We start from the raw sequence: 16,590 nt of genomic DNA on the forward strand, positions 1-16,590 counted from the left end.
CCCCGTCCGGGGCGGCGAACACCGGACGAGGCCCACCCAACACCTGATCTGACCAGGAGTTGAGCGTAGTGATCAGTGTAAGCTCCGCCCGCACCGCACGGTCCTCCCGGTGCGCGCCGCCGCCGGCCTCCCACGGCCGCGGCCCCGCTCGCTCTCGCTCCCGTGCCGCGGTGCACCTGCGCCTGCCCTCCGTCGTGGAGGGCGGACGCGGGAGCACCACGACCCACGGATGGAAGCGAGAGGCTATGAGCGACACCGAGGACCCGGCCGCGCCTGCCGTGACCTACACGCCCGGCGGCGGCACCTACCCCTACACCATCAGCGGTCTGCGCATGACCGCCCCCGAGGCCATCGCCTACCTGGCCCAGCGCGGCGGCCACAGCCTGCGCGACGCCGGCGACGCGGTCGCCCTGGCGCGCGTCGACGCCTGCAACGCCGCCCAGCCCACCGTCGACCTCGTCGGCGACGACGAGTACCGCATCGACGGCCCCGACGGGCCGACCTACCCGCGCGAGTTGGCGGCCGCGCTGCTCATCGAGGAGTACCGCCGCACCGAGGGAGAAGCGGCCCGTCTCCTCGACGAGGCCCGCGACCGCGCCACCGGCTGACGGACCCCGGACACACGAACGGCCCGCCCCCGTGAACCAGCCAGGACACCGGGGGCGGGCCGCCTCCCCAACCCTGTGAGGAGACCCCAAGGATGTCCCACCCGCACACCCTCCAGCAAACGGCTCTCGTCCAGGTCACCGCGCCGATCCGCCGCGCCGTACCGCACGTTGCCGAGGTCGCGGCGGCGCTGCCGTGGTGGCTCTGGCCCACCCTGGCCATCGCCGCGCTGATCACGGCGGCGGTGATCCTCGCGACCCGCGCGCCGTCGCGCAGTGCGCAGGACCGTGAGGGCTGGGGGGTGCCGAAGTGACCGCCCCGCCCGACATCCCTGACCGGCTCGTCCGCGCGGTGGTGGACGAGCTGGCCGGCATGCCCTGGTACGCCTGGCTGACCACCGGACTGCTGCTGTCCGCCCTGGCGGTGCTGGCCGCCTGGTGGGTGGTGCGCACCGTGCGGCGCGTCGGCCGCGCCCTGCTCGCCGCGATCCGGGAGGCCGCCCACGGCGACCAGGCCGCCCGCCGCCGGATCCGCCAGGTCCTCAACGGCATGAGCCTGACCACCGCGTTGTCGGTGTCCCTGGTCGTGGCCCAGGGGTTCGGCGCGCTCGGCATCGCCCGCGTGCTGCACGAGCACGCCGAGGTGCCCGAGCCGTTCAACTGGCTCGGGTTCGCCGTGTTCCAGGCGCTCGCGGTGATCCTGATGGCGATCATCAACGAGCGCGCCGAACAGGGCGTGCCCGCCCGCGGCGTCACCCTGGGGTTCTGGGCGCTCATCGCGGCCGAAGCGCTGTTCAACACCACCCATTCCGACAACCTGGTCGGCCGCGCGGTGTTCGCCGTGATGACGCTGGTCGCGGCGTTCGGCTACCACCTGCGGATGGGGCAGAAGCGCCGCGGCCGCGAGGAGGAGCTGCGCCGCGCCGAAGGCCGCTGGGCCAACCGCCGCATCGCCCTGATCCGCTGGCTCCACCCCGTCGAACGCATCGCCGTGGCGGTGGAGCTCGCCCGCGACGAGGAGCTGGGCGCCGACGCCGCCACCCGCACCGTCCGGGAGCGTTCAGCCGAGCGGCGCCGGCTCCGGCTGCGGCGGCGCGCCGCTCGCGCGCTGTGGCGGCGCCGCCGCGTCCAGCTCGGCGGGCGCCTGGCCCGGCTGCGGCACCCGGCTTCCGAGCGGCGGGCGCAGGCGGCGCTGGATGCCGCCGGTATCGCCGACGACACCGCCGAGCTGGCCGGGGTGATGCGCAGCGTGCAGGTGCTCGCCCTGGCCGACCGGATCGCCGAGACCGACTACACCGACCCCTCCGGCGCCCGCGGCCTCGTCGCCTCCCTCATCACCGAGGAGGCGCTGCAGCGGCGCCTGGAGCTGCCGCCCCCCACTCCGGCAGCGCCTCCCGCAGCGGCGTCCGACACGGCGACGGCGAGCACACCGACGCCTGAGCCCTGGACCGAAACCGACCCCGAGTGGGAGCGGCTCATCGACAGTGAGGAGGGCGGCGGGGCGCTCATCCCGCTCACCGGCCCCGACCGGTCGAGCGCACCGGTGAGCGTCGCCCAGGTCCGCGCCGCTCGCGCTGCGGACGAGCCCGCCCGGACGTTGCCGCCGCACGAGCGCTACGACACCGCCCGGCGGATGTGGAGCGACGACCACTCGGTCACCGGCGCCGAACTGGCGTGGGCGACCGGGGCGGGCGAGTCCACCGCCCGCCGGTGGCGCTCAGCGTTCGCCACCGAGCACAACCGGAGCGGGCTTCCGCCGGGATGGCGCGTCGAACCCGGGGACCGGACGTGACGAGCACACCCACCGAAACCCCCGAGCACACGCAGCCGCCGCTCGCTGCTTCCGACCCAGCGCCGGCCGCACCGAAGCAGGGGCGGGGGAGCGGCCGCGCGGACCGGGCGCGGCGCCGCGTGCCGCTGGCGCCGGCGGCGACCACGGCCGTCTCCGGGTTGGCGATCGGCGGGGCGCAGGTCTATGCCGCGTGGGGAACGGTCGGTCTGGCCACGGCCGCGGTGGGCACGGCCGCGGCCAGCGGTGGGGCGTTGTGGCTGCACCAGCGGCTACGGTCGCGGCGCCGCTCGGGCGGGCGCTCCCGGGGCGCCAACCGAGGGGCGTGGGGGCGGTTCACGGGTCGCCGCTCTCCGGCGGGCGGTCGGCGCTCGACGGCGAGCAGCGGACGCTCTCGGATGCCGCGCTCAACGGCCCGCGCGGCCAGGGCGAGCGCCGCCCGCCGCTCGGGGGTCGCGGGTCGGGCGGTGGCCGGGCGCCGCGCCGCCGCCCGCGGGAAGGCGGTGCCGCGGCTGGGCCGCTCGGCTGCCCGCTCCGGCGGGGTGTCGCGTGCGGCGCGCCGCTCCACCGCCGCGGCGCGGGGCCGCTCCGCGCGGGCGCTGCGCACCGGCGCGACCCGACGGGGCGCGAGCGGGCGGAGCGGTGCGGGGCGCCGCGCCGGTGGTGGGCTGCTCGGCCGCGCCCGCGCCCGCTCCGGTTTGCGTGGCGGGGCGGCGGGGCGGCGCCAGCGCGGTGGGTGGGGGCAGCGGGGCGGGCCCGCGCAGCCACGCACCCGCCCCCGGGCGGGTGGGCGCCGCTCGCCCGCGGCCACCACCGCTGGGCGCATCGCCGCCCGCATGCGCCGCACCCGCTCAGGCAGAGCGGCCCTGGGCACCGGCAAAGGCGCCTGGTGGGCGGCGCGGGCGTCGTGGCGTATCGCCAGCCGCGCCTGCGGTGGCCGCTTGGGCGTGCTCGGCGGCCGGGTGTTCTGGCGGCGCCAGCGCGAACGCCTGCTGGATTGGGCGTGGCTGGGTCGGCAGCGCGTCGACGCGTGGCAGGCCGGCGTCGGCGATCTCGCCGCGGCCGGGTTCTGGTGGCTGCGGGCACGCGCCCACGCGCTCGCCGCCCGCCTCCGCTCGGGGGAGCTGCGGCCCTGGGAGCGCACCACCGCTCTGGTGCTCCTGCGCGGCCTCATCTGGCTCACGGGCCCGCTGGAACACCTCGCTCCGCTGCTGGAGCGCGACCCGCTCCCGCCGCCCCACCCGCCCACCGAGACCGCTGCCACCGAGAAGCGGCGCCGGGGCCGACGCGTCGGCGACCGCGTCACCCCGGGGACACCAGCCACCAACCGCACTGAAGAGAAGGACCGATTCGTGTCACAGACCCCGCCCAACCAGCGCATCCTGGACCTGGCCGAGGAACTCAAAGCGGAGATCGTCAAGGAGCCCGAAGGGATGCTCGACGTGCTGGCGACCCTCAAAGGCGTCGAGCAGATGCAGGAGACCCTGTCGGGGGCCGTGGGGACACTCAAGCAGCGCTTGGCCGATGACTACCCCTCCACCGCCGCCGTCGTGGAAGGGGTCGAGTTGGCGCAGACCCAGATGGCCACGGCAGGGGAGTGCTGCACCGAGGCCCGCGAGGGTTTCGAGGAGCAGCACCCCGACGAGATCGAGCGGCTGGAGAACCAGCGCCGCCGCGAGGACATGTGGGACACCGTCAACAACCACAGGTAGGAGGGATCGTGCAGCAGCACCCCTGGGGGTTCGGGCCGGTGGGCGCCCCGGTCGCGTCCGTGGCGGCGCTGTGGGCCGCCGCCGAAGTCGGCACCGTGCTCGACGCGCCGTGGTGGCCGCCGATCCCGGCCGCGATCGCGGGCATGCTCGCCGTGGTGATGGCCGGTGCGCGGCGCCACATGAGCGGCCCCGGCCAGCTGCTGCGGTGCGCCGCCTGCGCCGCGGCCGGCGGCTGGATGGTGTGGGTGCTGGCCTGGGGCGCCACCACCGTGACCAACGTGGTGGTGATGGCCACCGGTGTGCTGGTGGTGGGCGTGTTGGCGCCCGTGCTGGGGCGGCCCCTGCCCGCGGCCGAAGCCGCCCAAGGCGGGCCGCTGAGCCTGATCCACCACCAGAACCCGGCCGCCGCTGAAACGGCGGCGTGGATGAGCGCGGAGCAGCAGAAGACCGCCACCCGCGAGGAGCTGGCGCAGCTGTGGCGCCGGCTGGTGGCCGCCCAGTGGGCCCGCCTGGACGTGAACGTCTGCGCGGTGGAGTTCTGGGAACCCCTGACGGACATGGCCACCGGGCAGGTGCTGCACCCGCGGCCCGGCTACAGCGTCGACATCGCCAACCCGCAGGCCTCCGGGATCGGGTGGCGCGACATCGCATCCCGCGCCGAAGCGTTCGCGAACGCGCTGCGGTTGGGCAACACGTGCGGTGTCGAGGTCGCCCCGGGCGCCGAGCGGGGGCGGTGGGTCGCCCACGTCGCCCTGGTCGATGTGCTCGCCACCGAACGCCCGCTGCCCGCCGACTACACCCCCACCTCCATCCGCGACCCGTACCCGATCGGGGTGCGCCGCACCGGCACCCCCGTGGTGTCGCGGATGGAGTGGCACGCCAAGGTCATCGTCGGGCCCCGCCGGGAGGGCAAAACCAACGGGGCGCACGTCGACATCGCCGCCCACCAGCGCATGACCGACGCCGTCGTCATCCTGCTCGACCCCAAGGGCGGCGGCATGGCGCGGATGTGGCTGCTGCCCTGGCTCCAGGGCCGGGTGGAGCGCCCGGCGTTGGCGGCGGTGGCGCTGACCCCCGCCCAGATGCGCAAAGCGGTGGAGTGGTGCGAGCGGGCGATCGAGTACCGCGACCGCGCCTACTCCCACCTGGCCATGGCCAACAACGACGACAAAATCCCGTTCTCCCCGACCCTGCCGAAGGTGACCGTGGTCTCCGACGAGCTGCACAAACTCCCACCGGATGTGCGCCAAGGGCTGGAGCGCATCAACAACGTCGGCGGCTCCTCCGGGTTCTCCACGATCGCGATGGCGCTGCGCGCCACCGGCGAATACCTCCCGAGCGGGTTGAAGAAGCAGTCCAAGGAGAAGGTGGCCGTCCGGGTGCCCAGCCCCTCCGATGCCCGCGAGCTGTTCGGCGAGGCCGCCCGCGTCACCGACACCGCCGAGCTGGCCGCCGAAGGCTACGCGCTGGCCTCCACCGGCGCCCAACCCGAGCTGATGCGCTACTACCGCGTCACCCCCGCCCAGGCCGAGGAGATCGTGATGGCCACCCACCACCTGCGCCCGCAGATGGACGAGGGCTCCGCGCAGGTGACCGCCTGGTGGGCCACCCGGTGGGACGAGGTCGTGCCGATGCTGACCGAGACCACCACCGGCGCCGGGCCTGCGGCGCCGGCGGCGGGCGAGCAGCCGCGCCGCACCGGGTCCGCCGCCGGCGCCGCCCGCGAACAGCAGGACCGGGCCCGCGCCTACCTGGAGCGCCAGCGCCAGCGGCGCCGCGACAACGCCCGCCAGGCCGAACTGGACACCGCCGTCGACTGGGACGCGCTGGAGGCCGACGTCGCTCCAGCGGTGGAAGACCCGGCCGACCCCGACCCGGTCCCCAAAATTCTCACCGCCACGATCAGCGTGATCGAGCGCCACGGCGCCTGGCGCATGCATTCGGCACAGATCGCCGAAGAGCTAGGCGTGGACCAGCAGGACCTCACAGCGCTGCTCATGCGGTGCGGTGCCCGCACCGTCAACCCCTTCGCCGTTGCGGGGCGGGATCCGCTGCGCGCCCGCGGCTACATCCTGGCCGAACTCGTCACCCTGTCCACCGCGATCCGCACCGGCGAGATCGCTCCGCCCCCTCTGGAGGTGTGGGAATGGCGCCCCGCCCGATGACCCGTGCCGCACACGGCACGCCCCCGACTCCCGTGCCGCACCCCGTGCCCACCTGTGACCAGCGCGGACACGCCCGGCACGGGGCAGGCGCGGTCCCGCACCGCCCCCCGCGCACGCGCTGGCGGGGCCGTCGGTGGGCCCTGATAGACCCGTGCCGCACCCCGTGCCCGTGCCCGACCACCCGCACCCGTAGACGCCAGGATCCTGCCGTGCCCCTGTCCGACGTGCCCGCCCCGCTGCGGTGGGCCCTGCTGTCCGCCGGCCCCCGCGGTGTGCTGCGGCGCCCGCCCGGCGGTACCTGGGAGGTGACCCAAACCCACCAGGTGCGGCCCGGCGACGAGGTCCACACCCAAGACGACCTGGTGGCGGCCGGCGGGGCGGCGCTGACCGCCGAACTCCACCCCGCCCGCCTCGCGCGGGGCGGCGCCCGGTGACCGCGGGGGAGGCGTGGGGCGAAGTCGCTCGCGATGTCGCCTGCATGATCGTGGTCGTGGCGATCGGCGCCGCGGTGCTGGGCGAGCCGCTTGCGGCCGGGCACAGCCTGCTGGGCGGGCTCCTGCTCGGCCTGGGCTGGACCCTCGTGCTGCAGACCGGCGAAGTCCTCCTTGAAGCGCACGTACAGCGCGTGCGCGAACACGGGACCACGCGATGATGGGCCGCACCCACGCCGCCACCGGCCTGCCCCTCGGCGTCGCCGTCGGCGCGGCCGTCGACGGCACCCTGCCGGGCATGGTGATCGGGGCGTGGCTGTGCGCCGGTGCGGCGCTGCTGCCCGACATCGACACCCCGGTCTCGACGGCCGCGACCGCGCTGGGCCCTCTCACCCGCCGGGTGAGCGTCGGCGTGCGGGCGTGCTCGGCGGCGGTGTGGTGGGCGACCGCCACCAAGCGGGACACCGAGGACGAGCGCGCCGACCGGGAGCACCGGGCGCTCACCCACACGGTTCCGGCGGCCGCGGCCGCCGGAATGCTCACCGCGGCCGCCACCGTATGGGCGCCCACGGCCTGGCTGATCGTGTGGGCGCTCACCGTGATCGCCCTGCGCGGCGTGCTGACTGAGGCCGGCGGGCGGTGGTCGACCGCCACGAGCGCGGCCGGTCTCACGATCGTGGTGATGGTGCTCGCCCCGCCCCACCCGGTGCTCGTCGGCGCGGCGGTCTCCGCCGGAGCGAGCGCCCACCTGGCCGGGGACGCGCTCACCCGCCAAGGGGTGCCGCTCACTTGGCCGCTCACCCACCGCGGCCGGCGGTGGTGGATGTGGCGCTCCCCGCTCACCATCGGCACCGACGAGAACAGCCGAGCAGAGCGCGCCCTGCGCTGCGCGTGCACGATTTTCGCCCCTTTCCTGGGCGCGTGGGAGATGATGTGACTATCCAGTTTGAGAGGAGAAGCAGGTGGAAGAACTGATCGAATTCCTGCGGATGCGATACGAGGAGGACGACCGCACCATAGAGCGAGGAAGGTCGACCCGACTCGGCCCGGACCAGGCCGCCGACCTTCTGCGCAATTACGACAACAAGCGGGCGGTGTTGAACGCCCACGCCCCCCAACCCGGCGACGCGGACGGCAATCGGATACGGGCCTGCGGCGTCTGCAGCAACAGCGGCGCCCTGTGCCCGGCTGTGCTTCACCTCGCCCAGGATTACCAGTGGCACCCGCTGTTCAATCCGGTCTGGGCATCATGATGGACGAACCCACGGCCTGGCTTCGCGAAGTGTGGGACGCCGACGAACGGTCAGCGCGCGCGATCGACTCGGCATCGGTCATCTTGACCATCGGGGACACTGTCAGAGGAAGCATTCCTCCCGAGGACAGCAAGTTCCGGTCACTCATCGACCCGACAGATCTCCTTGCCCGAATCGACGCAGAGCGGCGCATTCTGGACGTACACCGCCCCGTGCGCGTGCGCTCGACTGGCGATCTCGGTGAGGACTTCATCGAGCGGTGCAGCATGTGTGACCAGTTCCCCGCGCAGTACCCCTGCAGCACGGTCCGTCTGATCGCATGGGGGTACCGGCACCGTCCCGGCTACCGAGAGGAATGGCGGCCGTGACCATCACCGAGTTCCTGAACGCGCGGCTCCACGAAGAGCAGCAGTGGGCAATCCATCTGGAGCGCAACGCCCGCAACTACCTGCGGGCTGAGAACCTACGCGAGGTGCGCGGCCGGGCCCGGCAGACCACTGTGGCCTGGGATCCCTATGCAGAGTTCGCGCAGCGCGTGTACCGGAGCGTGACAGGGCAACTGCGCATTCTGGAGGAGCATCCGCAAACACGCGGATGGGATGGCGACGGTGTCGACAACCCCATCTGCGAAACGTGCGCACGCGACGACAGGGACGGCGGCCAGGATGGCGACCCGTACCCGTGCACCACGCTGCGGCTTCTGGCCCTGCCCTACGCTGATCACCCCCACTATCAGCAGGAGTGGGCGCCCTGACCGCCCTCCGTTTCGCGACCTAACTAACCGAGTATCTCGCAGGAGACCCCCCGATGATCAAAGCCGAACCAGGGCACTTTGCTCGTTTTGAGCCGACCCCTCCCGTTATCAAATACACCGACAGCCCGATCGCCGCGTGGGCCGATGACGGTCACCCGATGGTTGTACGCGCGACCGGGCTCGTACGCGCTGACAGCATCTCGGGGTACATGGGCATCAACTCCGATCCCGACCCGAATCCCACCCCCTACGCGTTCCTTCCCGGGGACGGCTGGGCGGTCCAGTATGACGACGGCGCGGTGCCCCTCGTGGCGTGGGCGATGTGCACCTACGGAGGGTTGGACGCGACATTCGCCGTACCTATGGTGGCGAAGGAAGAGGCGAGTTACCCGTCAGGGAGCATCTCCACCCTGGGCGCACCCGCAAGCGCGGCAGAGAGCGTGACGGTGGTGCCGATCTCCGAAGCACGCGGGTTGCGGGCGCCGTGAAGCTCCCCGCGGCCTTCGACGAAGCGCTTGCCAAGGAGGCCCGGCGCGTTGGGGCCGAAGTCCAGCGGTGGCGCCCGATCCACACTTTTGGCGGCGCGAGCCTGCCGAAGCGCCTTCATGTCGGTGGGGCAATCTTCCCGCGTCGGGAGTACCTGCTGACGGTCGGGCAGACGACCCACCTTGGCCGGGAGGCCCATCGCGCCCTGTGCCGCCCCAAGTGGTTGGAGTAACTTGGCGGTGAGGACGCTCTCACGTCGGTGGCCCGGCGCCCTGAGGCGCCGGGCCTTTCTCGTTCCGGGGACGTGGGTCGGTCAGCGCGGGTCGGCCTCACCTCCCGCCACGAGGTCCGCGAACTCCTCGGCGAGGTCGTTGATGCGGCACTCCAGGTCGTACAGCGGCCCGTCGCCGATGACGAACGCCGCCAGGTGCGCCCCTTGCTCGTCGTAGACGTCGAAGTGGGTGCCGATCCACCGGCACGACCCGACCGGAACGCCGGCGTCGCGCAGTTCCTGGCACAGCCACAACCCGACCGGGGAGTTGTCGGTGGAGTCGCGCTCGCCGACGATTCCGGCCATGCGGATCCGCGCGGCGACGTAGCCGACGGAGCGCAGGTCGCACACCATCTTGATCGCCATGAGCTGCCGGTAGGCGGCTAGGCCCGCGTCGGTGGCCATACGATTGGACACGAGATACCTCCGTAGTGCTGGAAACTGCCGGTGTCTCACCAGGCCCTGGTCGGCGGTGGAGTCGCCTCGCCAGGGCCGCTCTTCTACTCGTCGCGGCCGAGCAGCCCGAGGGCATGCTGCTGCTGGGCCCAGTACTCTTCCCACGAGCACACGCCGCCGTCGTAGGCATCGCGGTGCGATGCGCAGAAGAGGTCGTCGGCGGGCGGCCGCCCGCACTCCGCCGCTCCGACATCCCACAGGCACGCGGCCGCAGTCGGCGGGTCCTCGCCGGTAGTCCGGTCGATCTCGCGGACCAGGTAGTAGGGCATCGGGGTCATTGCGGCGCCAGGAGTTGCCCCGACTGGGCGAGGGGGAGGTCGATCGGTGCGCCCTCGGGCGTGTGTGCGCACAACACCACGAGGCCGCGGCACTGCTGCCACGGGTAGCCGTTGCGGCGCAGGAGCGCTGTCGCGATCGGATTGATCGGCTGACCGCTGTCGTGGGCGTCGGCGTCGAAGTACACGTCGGTGCGGACGTTAAGCGGGAGTACGTCGAGGACGGTGCACGCGATCGTCCGGTGCAGAGCGGCGAGCCGGGCGATGTCACTGTCGGGCAGCGAGATTTCGGTAATGGGGCCGTCGGGGCGGAGCTGCAGCACGATGCTCATGGCCGGGGGCTCCTTTCGGGGTTCCGGGGTCGCCCCGCAGGACGGGCGGGGCGGCCGGTCCGGTGTGGGTCAGGCGGCGGCGCGCAGCAGCCGGGCCAGCTCGGTCATGTGCTGCGCGACGTCGCGGGGCGCGAAGTGCGCTTCCTGGTCGAGGCAGGCGGCGGCGCCGGTGACGTGGTCGACGCGGTGCGGGTGACCGTCGTAGCGGCCCTGTTCCAGCTCCGCGGCGGTGGAGAGGGCGACGTTGACGAAGTAGCCGTGGCTGGGATAGCCGGGCGCCAGAGTGCGGGCGTAGGTCTCGATGGGCTGGCGGGCGGCGGTGACGGCCGCGGTGTCGGTGGTGGCGCACTCGCTCATGTTCATATCTTTATCATAATTAATTATGAACATGAAATCAAGTGGTTTGTGTGTCCCCCCGGCCGGGCCAGCAAGAATGGAGATCCCAGCCGATCCCACGAAGCGAGGAAACGCCCGTATGACCACGACATCCAACGCCCTCAACGTCGACCCCGCCCCGCTCATCGGCAGCCACGTCCGCGTCACCACCGACACCGCCACCTGCACCGGACGGCTCACCGACGCCACCACCGACGCCCTGCACGTCCAGACCAGCGAGACCAAACCGCCCGCGATCATCAAACGCGCCACCGTCACCGGACTCGACGACCTCAGCGCCGACCAGGCCGACACGGCGCCGCCACCGGCCTCCGCCGCCCACTACCGGGCCGAAGCCGACCGGCTGCGCGCCGCTGCCCGCACCTGCGAGACCCACCACGCGCGAATGGAACTCCTGTCCGAGGCGCAGGTCGCCGCGACCCTCGCCCTCAGCTACCGCGAGGCCACCTGAAACCCGCCCCCCACACAGAACGAGGCCCCCGGACCGGGAGAGGAAATCGGTCCGGGGGCCTCGTCATTCCCCCTCAACGGTGGCCACCAGGAGCACAAGGCCAACCACATGCTCCACGATAGCCGATCGACATCGGATCGCCCTAGTCAATACGCATAAGGCATAATCCCATTTAGGGATAGACCACACGAAAGCCACGGGGGTGCCGGTTGGATGGCTCGGCGATCGCAGACCTCATCCCCTGGGCGGATGTGGGTCTGACCGGGCTCGTCAGCATCGGCGTCGTCATGATCCTCACCGGCCGGCTTGTTCCGCGCAGCACCGTGCAGGAGATGCGCCACGAGCGCGATGCCCGCCTCTCCGACCTCCGTGCCGCCTACGACGCATCCGAAGAGGCCCGCCGGATCCAGGGCGAGCAGCTCGGGGAGCTGCTGGAAACCTCCCGCACCAACGCCGAGCTGCTCGAAGGGCTCCGCCAGGGCCACGACCCCGGGGGGCGCCAGTGAAGTGGCCCTGGCGCGTCACCGCCGCACAGCACCCGCCGCCGGTCTCCGCCGAGGAGGCCCGCGAGGCGCGCCGCTGCGCCGAGCAGGCCCGCGACGAAGCACGCGCACGCACCCCCGAAGTCCGCAACGTGGTCGGCCGGCTGCGGCACCAACGCCGCCGAAACCACTTCTCCGAGCTGATCGTCAACGCGCTGCAACCGAGGAGAGACGGGCGATGATCTGGCTGGCGCACCTACTCGGCAACGTCCTGCTCGGCGCGCTCGCGTGCGTCTGGGCGGCCTTCGCCCTCACGTTTTTCCTCCGCGCCCGCTGGGAGGCCACCCCCATCGGCCGGAGCCTGATGGCCTTCGCCCTGGTCGTCGTGATGCTCACCGGCCTCGGGGTGCTCCGGCAGAGCATCGGCGACACCCCCGTGTTCGCCTGGCTGCGCGCCGCCGCCCTCGCCGGCGCGGCGCTCCTCTCCGCACGGTTCCTCGTGCTGCTGATCGCCACCCAGCGGCCCGAACGCCGCCCCCCGGACCCCCCGACTGAGATGTGACATCCCCCCGGACCTGGAGGACACCGTGACCGATCCCCGCCCGATACCGCCGGACGGCGACATCACCCAGGAAGAACAGGCCGCAGTGCTGCGCCGCACCGACAACGGGCCTTCCGAACCCGACGAAGAGGCACTGCTAGCCGCCGAATTCGGCCAGCCCGACGAGAACGGCGTCTACGGCGCACCCCAGGGTGAGAACGCATGAGCGGCGCCGACGCGATGATCACCCGCGCCGAGAAAGACCTCGGCCTGGGAGAACCGAACTACATCCAGGACTGGTACGAGAGCCGCAACGGCTCCGCGTACTCCTACAACTTCCCCTGGTGCAACGCGGCCATTACCCGATGGGCCTACGACTCAGAGAACCACCCGCCCGTCTGCTACGGGTCCGACTACGCCTACACCGTGGCCCATGCCCAGCGCGCCAAGAACGAAGGCGACTGGCACTACGGCGCCGCCGGGATCCGCAAAGGCGACGTCTACTTCGTCGACTGGAACTACGGCAACGCGATCTCGGTGATCGACCACGTCGGCGTCGCCACCCGGCCCCTCAAAAACGGCTACGTCTACGGCATCGAAGGCAACACCGCCAACCGGTGCCTGCGCCGCGTGCGGCGCCAATCCCTGATCGTCGGCTACATCCGGCCCCGCTACAGCGCCACCAGCAGCGGCGGCGCCCGCACCGAAGGAGAAGAGGACGTGCCTGATTTCCGCTGGTACGCCACCGACGGCGGCCAGACCATCCCGCCGAACGAATGGACTTCCGTCGAATGGGAGAACACCCAGGAGGACGGTCCTGGAACCTACTGGAGCGTGGTCTTCGGCGCCGAAAACGGGACCACCTACAACCTGATGGCGGGGGTCACGCTCGACGGCCTGCCGGAGGGCGCGCGCGTGCAGCTGTGCGCCGTCCACCTGGCCAAGGAGGGCGGTCTCGACCTGCCCGACGGGATCCTGAAGAACGGCGCCCGTGGCGCGAAAGTCCGCCGCGTCCAGGAATGGCTGGACGACCACGGCTACGACCTGGGCCACTGGGGCGCCGACAGCAAGTACGGCAGCAAGACCGAGGCAGCCGTATGGGCCTTCCAGGAGGACGCCGGCATCGTCGTGGATGGCGAGTACGGGCCCCAGACCGAAGAGGCCATGGAACACCGGTCCGGCACCGCCAACTGGGTCACCAAGCACTGGTTCGCTCCCAGCACCCCTGGTATCGCGGATCCCTCCGGGGCGGCGGACGTGACCTACTCGATCCCCGAGCGAATCCTCAAGGGCAAGCGCGTCCGAATCCGCATCCGCCACGACAGCGACAAGCCCGCCCGAGTCGCGTCGGGCAACGTCTACATCCACGAATGGCAGTAAAGGGAGTGCTGATGTTCCGCATTTTCGGCCGGGATCCGGCCCTATGGCTCGGCGCGCTGCGCGCCGGCCTGTACGCGCTCACGGTGTTCGCGCTGCCGCTGTCGGAGGCCCAGACCGCCGCAATCATGGCGGCCGTGGCCGCCGCTGTCGGTATCTGGGAGGCGTGGGCGGTGGCGAAGGACCGCCTGGTGCCAGCCATCAAGGGCTTCGCCGAAGCGCTGCTGGTGCTGCTGCTGGCGTTCGGCGTCGACCTGAGCGAGGCGCAGACCGCTGCGGCGATGGGCGTGGTCACCACGGCTCTGGCGTTGTGGACCCGCACCCAGGTGACCGCTGCGGTGGATGCCGACGGTCACCAGGTGCCCAAGCAGAGGGTGTTCTCCCTGGCCACCTGAACCGCTGCTTCCTCGCGCGAGGCGCCCCGCTGCCCGTGGCAGCGGGGCGCCGTTTCGTCCACCCGTCCGGGGCTAGGACGTCGCTTCGATCACCGCGAAGTCCGGCGCCTCATAGGACATCAGCTCCACGACCGTGAACTCGACATCGGTGGGCACTTCGAACACCACGTCGTACTCCGTGGTCGTACCCGGATTGGTCTCGTCGGCGAAGCTGCAGATGTCCATGTGGGTCTCGAACGCCCGGCCGTCGGCGGAGTAGCCGCGGACCTCACCCGGGTCCACAGCGGGCATGGACGCCGCCTGGCCGACGTTTTCCGCCCTGATGTCCATGACGAGGAACCGGGCGCCCTCGGCGGGTTGGTAGTTCGATCCGCAGTCCTGGTCGTTGTAGCTGTCGGCCGCCTTGATACCGGTGATGGTGTACTCGAACAGGCCGTCGCTGGGAGTGTCGGTGGGTTCGGGCGGGCCCGCGGGCTCGGCCGGAGCCGGGTTCCCACCGTCACCACCTGCGGGGTCGGCGAGGTCCTGGCCGATGTCCTCTGCGGCCTGCTCGAAGGTGGATGCGAGGTAGCGCTGGTAGGAGAACCATCCGGCGCCGAACCCCAGCCCGCCGCCCACGACGAGGGCGATGGCGGCGGTGATGATCAGCGGAAGATACGACGGGGTGCGACGGGCGGGCGGTGCGGGCGGCGGGGCGTCGGGTGCGGCCATCGGGGGATCTCTCCTGCTCAGTCCATGGACGGGGCGCGATTCGCGCTGATGGCTGAACGCTAGCGACCTCGTGTGCTGCGGCGCCGGATGTTGGTGCAGGTCGGCCGCATCGGGCCAGGAAGACAACCGGGTTGGGCATCCGCGCGTCTCTGGCCCCGACTCTCATCTGCGGCTTTCCCGCTATGTCCGGGGCGGTCGGCGTCGTTGCCGGCGATGTCCAGGCCCGCACGGTGGGCGTGGCCGCGTGCGGCCATTCCCGATGGATCAGCGGGTGGTCAGGCACGATGGCAGGTATGAGCGAGACGGTGCGGGTGACGCTGTACGGAGGTCCGCTGGATGGCGAGGTGCAGGAGCACACACTCGCCGACCTGGGGCCGGACACGGCCGCGTGGGGCACCATGATGATCGTCGACGGCCCGCGGACACACCCGCGGGATCCGGCGGCGCGAGCCGTCTACGAACCCGAGCCAGGGGAGGATCCGCACGTGTGGGTGTGGCGGGGATGGTCGCCCTGAACAGCACGAAGCCCCCACCCGCAGGTAGAGGGCTTCACGCCTGCAGAGGGAGGGACCTCAGCCGCTAGCAGCCGAGAACCCCCTCACCGAGCCCCGGAGAGCACCGCTTGCCCTGCCTGCCCGACGACTCCCTTGAACACCACAGCCTGTGGCGGCCCGTGCTCGGCGAATGCGGAACAGGCGACGAGCATTCACCGCGGGTGCGGTATCTGCACGAGTTCCCGCGCCGCCTCGGGCGCGCTGTAGCTGATGACCGCGGCAGCGCCCGAGCGGCGGTACATCGTCAACCGCTCGATCAGGTCGGCCATGTAGTCGACCGGCAGCCGCGTCCCGGAGTGGGTGAGCTGCGCCCACTCACCGGAGACGCAGAACGGCACCAGCGGCACACTGACCTGGTCATCGGCTACCAGCCGCGCGAGCAGGTCGATGGTGTGCAGCGCGGGCTCCAGCAGGATCATGTCGGCGCCCTCCTCGACCATCCGCCGGGCGACCTGCACCGCCTGCTCGGGCCGAGACGGGTGGACCTGGAAGGCTGCCCGGTTGCCCTTGGGTGCGGCGTTCATCGCCGCGCGGTAGCCGTCATACATGCGGCTCGTCATGATCAGGTGCGGCATCAGCGCCACGTCGCGGTATCCGGCGGCGTCGAGCACGTCGCGAACCCGGCCGGTCAGTCCGTCGACCATCGCGGCCGGCCCCAGGATGTCAGCGCCGGCCTCGGCCTGACGCAGCGCCTGTTCCCCGAGGACGTTGAGAGTGGCGGCGTGGTCGTAGCGGCCGTGGTCGTCGGTGAGCACGCACACCCGGGCGGCGGTGTAGGAGCACAGGCACGTCTCGGTCATCACCGCCAGGTCCGGCGCCGCGTCCTTGGCGGCCTGGATGGCGTGGATCAGCGGCGCGGCCGCCGATGCGGCGTCGCCGCCGTTCTCATCGCGGGTGCCTTCGGCGAAGATCTTCACCGCCCCAACACCCAGGCCCGCGAGTTCGCGCACGGTTGCCCCGACCTGGTCGAGGGTGACCGTCGGGACCGGGGACGCCGCTTCGCCGCGGCGCACCAGCAGCGGCATGCACAAATCGGCGGGCAGCAGCGGCTCGCGGTGGAGGAACCGGCGCACCGCCGGGCGGGCGCGCACGGGGCTGGAGCCGGTGACGGGCTCGGTGTCGGGCAGGGGTGAGGGGCGTGTGTCCACTGTGGT

27 protein-coding genes are annotated in these 16,590 nt (G+C 72.2%); 20 read left to right on the forward strand and 7 right to left on the reverse strand.

Going from position 1 to position 16,590, the window contains the following annotated elements:
• Window positions 1–245 precede the first annotated feature (245 nt).
• The 3 genes from EKD16_RS25575 to EKD16_RS24485 all read left to right on the forward strand — a co-directional run bounded on the left by EKD16_RS25575 (window position 246) and on the right by EKD16_RS24485 (window position 2,397).
• Window positions 246–608 (forward strand): hypothetical protein, encoded by a 363-nt coding sequence (locus EKD16_RS25575; RefSeq protein ID WP_165498688.1) that lies wholly within the window; start codon window positions 246–248, stop codon window positions 606–608.
• A 92-nt stretch (window positions 609–700) separates the two neighbouring features.
• Entirely contained in the window at window positions 701–919 is a 219-nt protein-coding gene (locus EKD16_RS24480) for a hypothetical protein (protein WP_131102918.1), read from the forward strand.
• On the forward strand, window positions 916–2,397 hold the full coding sequence (locus EKD16_RS24485; RefSeq protein ID WP_131102919.1) for a DUF2637 domain-containing protein: 1,482 nt from the start codon (window positions 916–918) through the stop codon (window positions 2,395–2,397). The genes EKD16_RS24480 and EKD16_RS24485 overlap by 4 nt, the downstream gene beginning before the upstream one ends.
• A gap of 181 nt (window positions 2,398–2,578) precedes the next feature.
• On the opposite strand, the gene EKD16_RS24490 is transcribed toward EKD16_RS24485, so the two are convergent.
• Window positions 2,579–3,001, reverse strand: a complete 423-nt coding sequence (locus EKD16_RS24490; RefSeq protein ID WP_131102920.1) for a hypothetical protein — start codon at window positions 2,999–3,001, stop codon at window positions 2,579–2,581.
• 229 nt (window positions 3,002–3,230) lie between these two features.
• Here EKD16_RS24490 and EKD16_RS24495 point away from each other — a divergent pair, with 229 nt between their 5' ends.
• The 9 genes from EKD16_RS24495 to EKD16_RS24535 all read left to right on the forward strand — a co-directional run bounded on the left by EKD16_RS24495 (window position 3,231) and on the right by EKD16_RS24535 (window position 9,197).
• Window positions 3,231–4,106, forward strand: coding sequence for a hypothetical protein (locus tag EKD16_RS24495; RefSeq protein WP_131102921.1), 876 nt, complete (start codon window positions 3,231–3,233; stop codon window positions 4,104–4,106).
• Window positions 4,107–4,114: 8 nt separating this feature from the next.
• A complete protein-coding gene (locus tag EKD16_RS24500) occupies window positions 4,115–6,271 on the forward strand; it encodes a hypothetical protein (RefSeq protein ID WP_131102922.1) in 2,157 nt (718 codons plus the stop codon).
• A gap of 209 nt (window positions 6,272–6,480) precedes the next feature.
• Entirely contained in the window at window positions 6,481–6,705 is a 225-nt protein-coding gene (locus EKD16_RS24505; RefSeq protein WP_131102923.1) for a hypothetical protein, read from the forward strand.
• Window positions 6,702–6,923, forward strand: a complete 222-nt coding sequence (locus tag EKD16_RS24510) for a hypothetical protein (protein WP_131102924.1) — start codon at window positions 6,702–6,704, stop codon at window positions 6,921–6,923. Before EKD16_RS24505 ends, EKD16_RS24510 begins: the two co-directional genes overlap by 4 nt.
• Window positions 6,920–7,639, forward strand: coding sequence for a metal-dependent hydrolase (locus EKD16_RS24515; RefSeq protein ID WP_131102925.1), 720 nt, complete (start codon window positions 6,920–6,922; stop codon window positions 7,637–7,639). Before EKD16_RS24510 ends, EKD16_RS24515 begins: the two co-directional genes overlap by 4 nt.
• A 25-nt stretch (window positions 7,640–7,664) precedes the next feature.
• A complete protein-coding gene (locus EKD16_RS24520; protein WP_131102926.1) occupies window positions 7,665–7,955 on the forward strand; it encodes a DUF6221 family protein in 291 nt (96 codons plus the stop codon).
• Window positions 7,952–8,323, forward strand: a complete 372-nt coding sequence (locus EKD16_RS24525; protein ID WP_131102927.1) for a DUF6221 family protein — start codon at window positions 7,952–7,954, stop codon at window positions 8,321–8,323. The genes EKD16_RS24520 and EKD16_RS24525 overlap by 4 nt, the downstream gene beginning before the upstream one ends.
• Entirely contained in the window at window positions 8,320–8,709 is a 390-nt protein-coding gene (locus EKD16_RS24530) for a DUF6221 family protein (protein ID WP_131102928.1), read from the forward strand. The genes EKD16_RS24525 and EKD16_RS24530 overlap by 4 nt, the downstream gene beginning before the upstream one ends.
• Before the next feature lie 53 nt (window positions 8,710–8,762).
• Window positions 8,763–9,197 carry a hypothetical protein gene (locus tag EKD16_RS24535; protein WP_131102929.1) on the forward strand — a complete coding sequence of 145 codons (435 nt, stop codon included), beginning with the start codon at window positions 8,763–8,765 and terminating at the stop codon, window positions 9,195–9,197.
• Between the two features lie 311 nt (window positions 9,198–9,508).
• Here the strand turns inward: EKD16_RS24535 and EKD16_RS24540 are convergent, their stop codons facing one another.
• The 4 genes from EKD16_RS24540 to EKD16_RS24555 form a co-directional block, all read right to left on the reverse strand.
• A complete protein-coding gene (locus EKD16_RS24540) occupies window positions 9,509–9,883 on the reverse strand; it encodes a hypothetical protein (protein WP_131102930.1) in 375 nt (124 codons plus the stop codon).
• An 83-nt stretch (window positions 9,884–9,966) separates the two neighbouring features.
• Window positions 9,967–10,191, reverse strand: coding sequence for a hypothetical protein (locus tag EKD16_RS24545; protein WP_131102931.1), 225 nt, complete (start codon window positions 10,189–10,191; stop codon window positions 9,967–9,969).
• Between the two features lie 5 nt (window positions 10,192–10,196).
• Window positions 10,197–10,529, reverse strand: coding sequence for a hypothetical protein (locus tag EKD16_RS24550; RefSeq protein ID WP_131102932.1), 333 nt, complete (start codon window positions 10,527–10,529; stop codon window positions 10,197–10,199).
• A gap of 69 nt (window positions 10,530–10,598) precedes the next feature.
• A complete protein-coding gene (locus EKD16_RS24555; RefSeq protein WP_131102933.1) occupies window positions 10,599–10,892 on the reverse strand; it encodes a hypothetical protein in 294 nt (97 codons plus the stop codon).
• Between the two features lie 112 nt (window positions 10,893–11,004).
• Here EKD16_RS24555 and EKD16_RS24560 point away from each other — a divergent pair, with 112 nt between their 5' ends.
• The 7 genes from EKD16_RS24560 to EKD16_RS24590 all read left to right on the forward strand — a co-directional run bounded on the left by EKD16_RS24560 (window position 11,005) and on the right by EKD16_RS24590 (window position 14,171).
• Complete coding sequence (locus tag EKD16_RS24560; protein ID WP_131102934.1) at window positions 11,005–11,376, forward strand: hypothetical protein; 372 nt, start codon at window positions 11,005–11,007, stop codon at window positions 11,374–11,376.
• Window positions 11,377–11,585: 209 nt separating this feature from the next.
• Complete coding sequence (locus EKD16_RS24565; RefSeq protein WP_131102935.1) at window positions 11,586–11,882, forward strand: hypothetical protein; 297 nt, start codon at window positions 11,586–11,588, stop codon at window positions 11,880–11,882.
• On the forward strand, window positions 11,879–12,100 hold the full coding sequence (locus tag EKD16_RS24570) for a DUF7620 family protein (RefSeq protein ID WP_131102936.1): 222 nt from the start codon (window positions 11,879–11,881) through the stop codon (window positions 12,098–12,100). Before EKD16_RS24565 ends, EKD16_RS24570 begins: the two co-directional genes overlap by 4 nt.
• Window positions 12,097–12,420: a putative phage holin gene (locus EKD16_RS24575; protein WP_131102937.1), complete on the forward strand. Its 324-nt coding sequence runs from the start codon at window positions 12,097–12,099 to the stop codon at window positions 12,418–12,420. Before EKD16_RS24570 ends, EKD16_RS24575 begins: the two co-directional genes overlap by 4 nt.
• A gap of 25 nt (window positions 12,421–12,445) precedes the next feature.
• Window positions 12,446–12,625, forward strand: a complete 180-nt coding sequence (locus EKD16_RS24580; protein ID WP_131102938.1) for a hypothetical protein — start codon at window positions 12,446–12,448, stop codon at window positions 12,623–12,625.
• Window positions 12,622–13,779, forward strand: coding sequence for a peptidoglycan-binding domain-containing protein (locus tag EKD16_RS24585; RefSeq protein WP_131102939.1), 1,158 nt, complete (start codon window positions 12,622–12,624; stop codon window positions 13,777–13,779). The genes EKD16_RS24580 and EKD16_RS24585 overlap by 4 nt, the downstream gene beginning before the upstream one ends.
• Window positions 13,770–14,171 carry a hypothetical protein gene (locus EKD16_RS24590; RefSeq protein WP_165498689.1) on the forward strand — a complete coding sequence of 134 codons (402 nt, stop codon included), beginning with the start codon at window positions 13,770–13,772 and terminating at the stop codon, window positions 14,169–14,171. Before EKD16_RS24585 ends, EKD16_RS24590 begins: the two co-directional genes overlap by 10 nt.
• Before the next feature lie 72 nt (window positions 14,172–14,243).
• Here EKD16_RS24590 and EKD16_RS24595 read toward each other — a convergent pair whose 3' ends face one another.
• Window positions 14,244–14,882 (reverse strand): DUF4352 domain-containing protein, encoded by a 639-nt coding sequence (locus tag EKD16_RS24595; RefSeq protein ID WP_131102941.1) that lies wholly within the window; start codon window positions 14,880–14,882, stop codon window positions 14,244–14,246.
• A gap of 293 nt (window positions 14,883–15,175) precedes the next feature.
• On the opposite strand from EKD16_RS24595, the gene EKD16_RS24600 reads away from it, so the two are divergent.
• Window positions 15,176–15,397 (forward strand): hypothetical protein, encoded by a 222-nt coding sequence (locus EKD16_RS24600; RefSeq protein WP_131102942.1) that lies wholly within the window; start codon window positions 15,176–15,178, stop codon window positions 15,395–15,397.
• Between the two features lie 191 nt (window positions 15,398–15,588).
• Here the strand turns inward: EKD16_RS24600 and EKD16_RS24605 are convergent, their stop codons facing one another.
• The gene (locus EKD16_RS24605; protein ID WP_131102943.1) at window positions 15,589–16,584 is read right to left on the reverse strand and encodes a hypothetical protein; all 996 of its coding nucleotides are present in this window, start codon (window positions 16,582–16,584) and stop codon (window positions 15,589–15,591) included.
• Between the last annotated feature and the right edge of the window lie 6 nt (window positions 16,585–16,590).

Source organism: Streptomonospora litoralis, from assembly GCF_004323735.1.
GTDB lineage: Bacteria > Actinomycetota > Actinomycetes > Streptosporangiales > Streptosporangiaceae > Streptomonospora > Streptomonospora litoralis.

What these genes read in the sequence shown, in the direction of transcription:
- EKD16_RS24480 (WP_131102918.1), top strand. Translation starts at nt 701, where the DNA reads ATGTCCCACCCGCACACCCTCCAGCAAACGGCTCTCGTCCAGGTCACC.
- EKD16_RS24550 (WP_131102932.1), bottom strand. Translation starts at nt 10,529, where the DNA reads ATGAGCATCGTGCTGCAGCTCCGCCCCGACGGCCCCATTACCGAAATC.
- EKD16_RS24600 (WP_131102942.1), top strand. Translation starts at nt 15,176, where the DNA reads ATGAGCGAGACGGTGCGGGTGACGCTGTACGGAGGTCCGCTGGATGGC.
- EKD16_RS24560 (WP_131102934.1), top strand. Translation starts at nt 11,005, where the DNA reads ATGACCACGACATCCAACGCCCTCAACGTCGACCCCGCCCCGCTCATC.
- EKD16_RS24545 (WP_131102931.1), bottom strand. Translation starts at nt 10,191, where the DNA reads ATGCCCTACTACCTGGTCCGCGAGATCGACCGGACTACCGGCGAGGAC.
- EKD16_RS24525 (WP_131102927.1), top strand. Translation starts at nt 7,952, where the DNA reads ATGATGGACGAACCCACGGCCTGGCTTCGCGAAGTGTGGGACGCCGAC.
- EKD16_RS24590 (WP_165498689.1), top strand. Translation starts at nt 13,770, where the DNA reads ATGGCAGTAAAGGGAGTGCTGATGTTCCGCATTTTCGGCCGGGATCCG.
- EKD16_RS24595 (WP_131102941.1), bottom strand. Translation starts at nt 14,882, where the DNA reads ATGGCCGCACCCGACGCCCCGCCGCCCGCACCGCCCGCCCGTCGCACC.
- EKD16_RS24495 (WP_131102921.1), top strand. Translation starts at nt 3,231, where the DNA reads ATGCGCCGCACCCGCTCAGGCAGAGCGGCCCTGGGCACCGGCAAAGGC.
- EKD16_RS24515 (WP_131102925.1), top strand. Translation starts at nt 6,920, where the DNA reads ATGATGGGCCGCACCCACGCCGCCACCGGCCTGCCCCTCGGCGTCGCC.
- EKD16_RS25575 (WP_165498688.1), top strand. Translation starts at nt 246, where the DNA reads ATGAGCGACACCGAGGACCCGGCCGCGCCTGCCGTGACCTACACGCCC.
- EKD16_RS24535 (WP_131102929.1), top strand. Translation starts at nt 8,763, where the DNA reads ATGATCAAAGCCGAACCAGGGCACTTTGCTCGTTTTGAGCCGACCCCT.
- EKD16_RS24585 (WP_131102939.1), top strand. Translation starts at nt 12,622, where the DNA reads ATGAGCGGCGCCGACGCGATGATCACCCGCGCCGAGAAAGACCTCGGC.
- EKD16_RS24555 (WP_131102933.1), bottom strand. Translation starts at nt 10,892, where the DNA reads ATGAACATGAGCGAGTGCGCCACCACCGACACCGCGGCCGTCACCGCC.
- EKD16_RS24575 (WP_131102937.1), top strand. Translation starts at nt 12,097, where the DNA reads ATGATCTGGCTGGCGCACCTACTCGGCAACGTCCTGCTCGGCGCGCTC.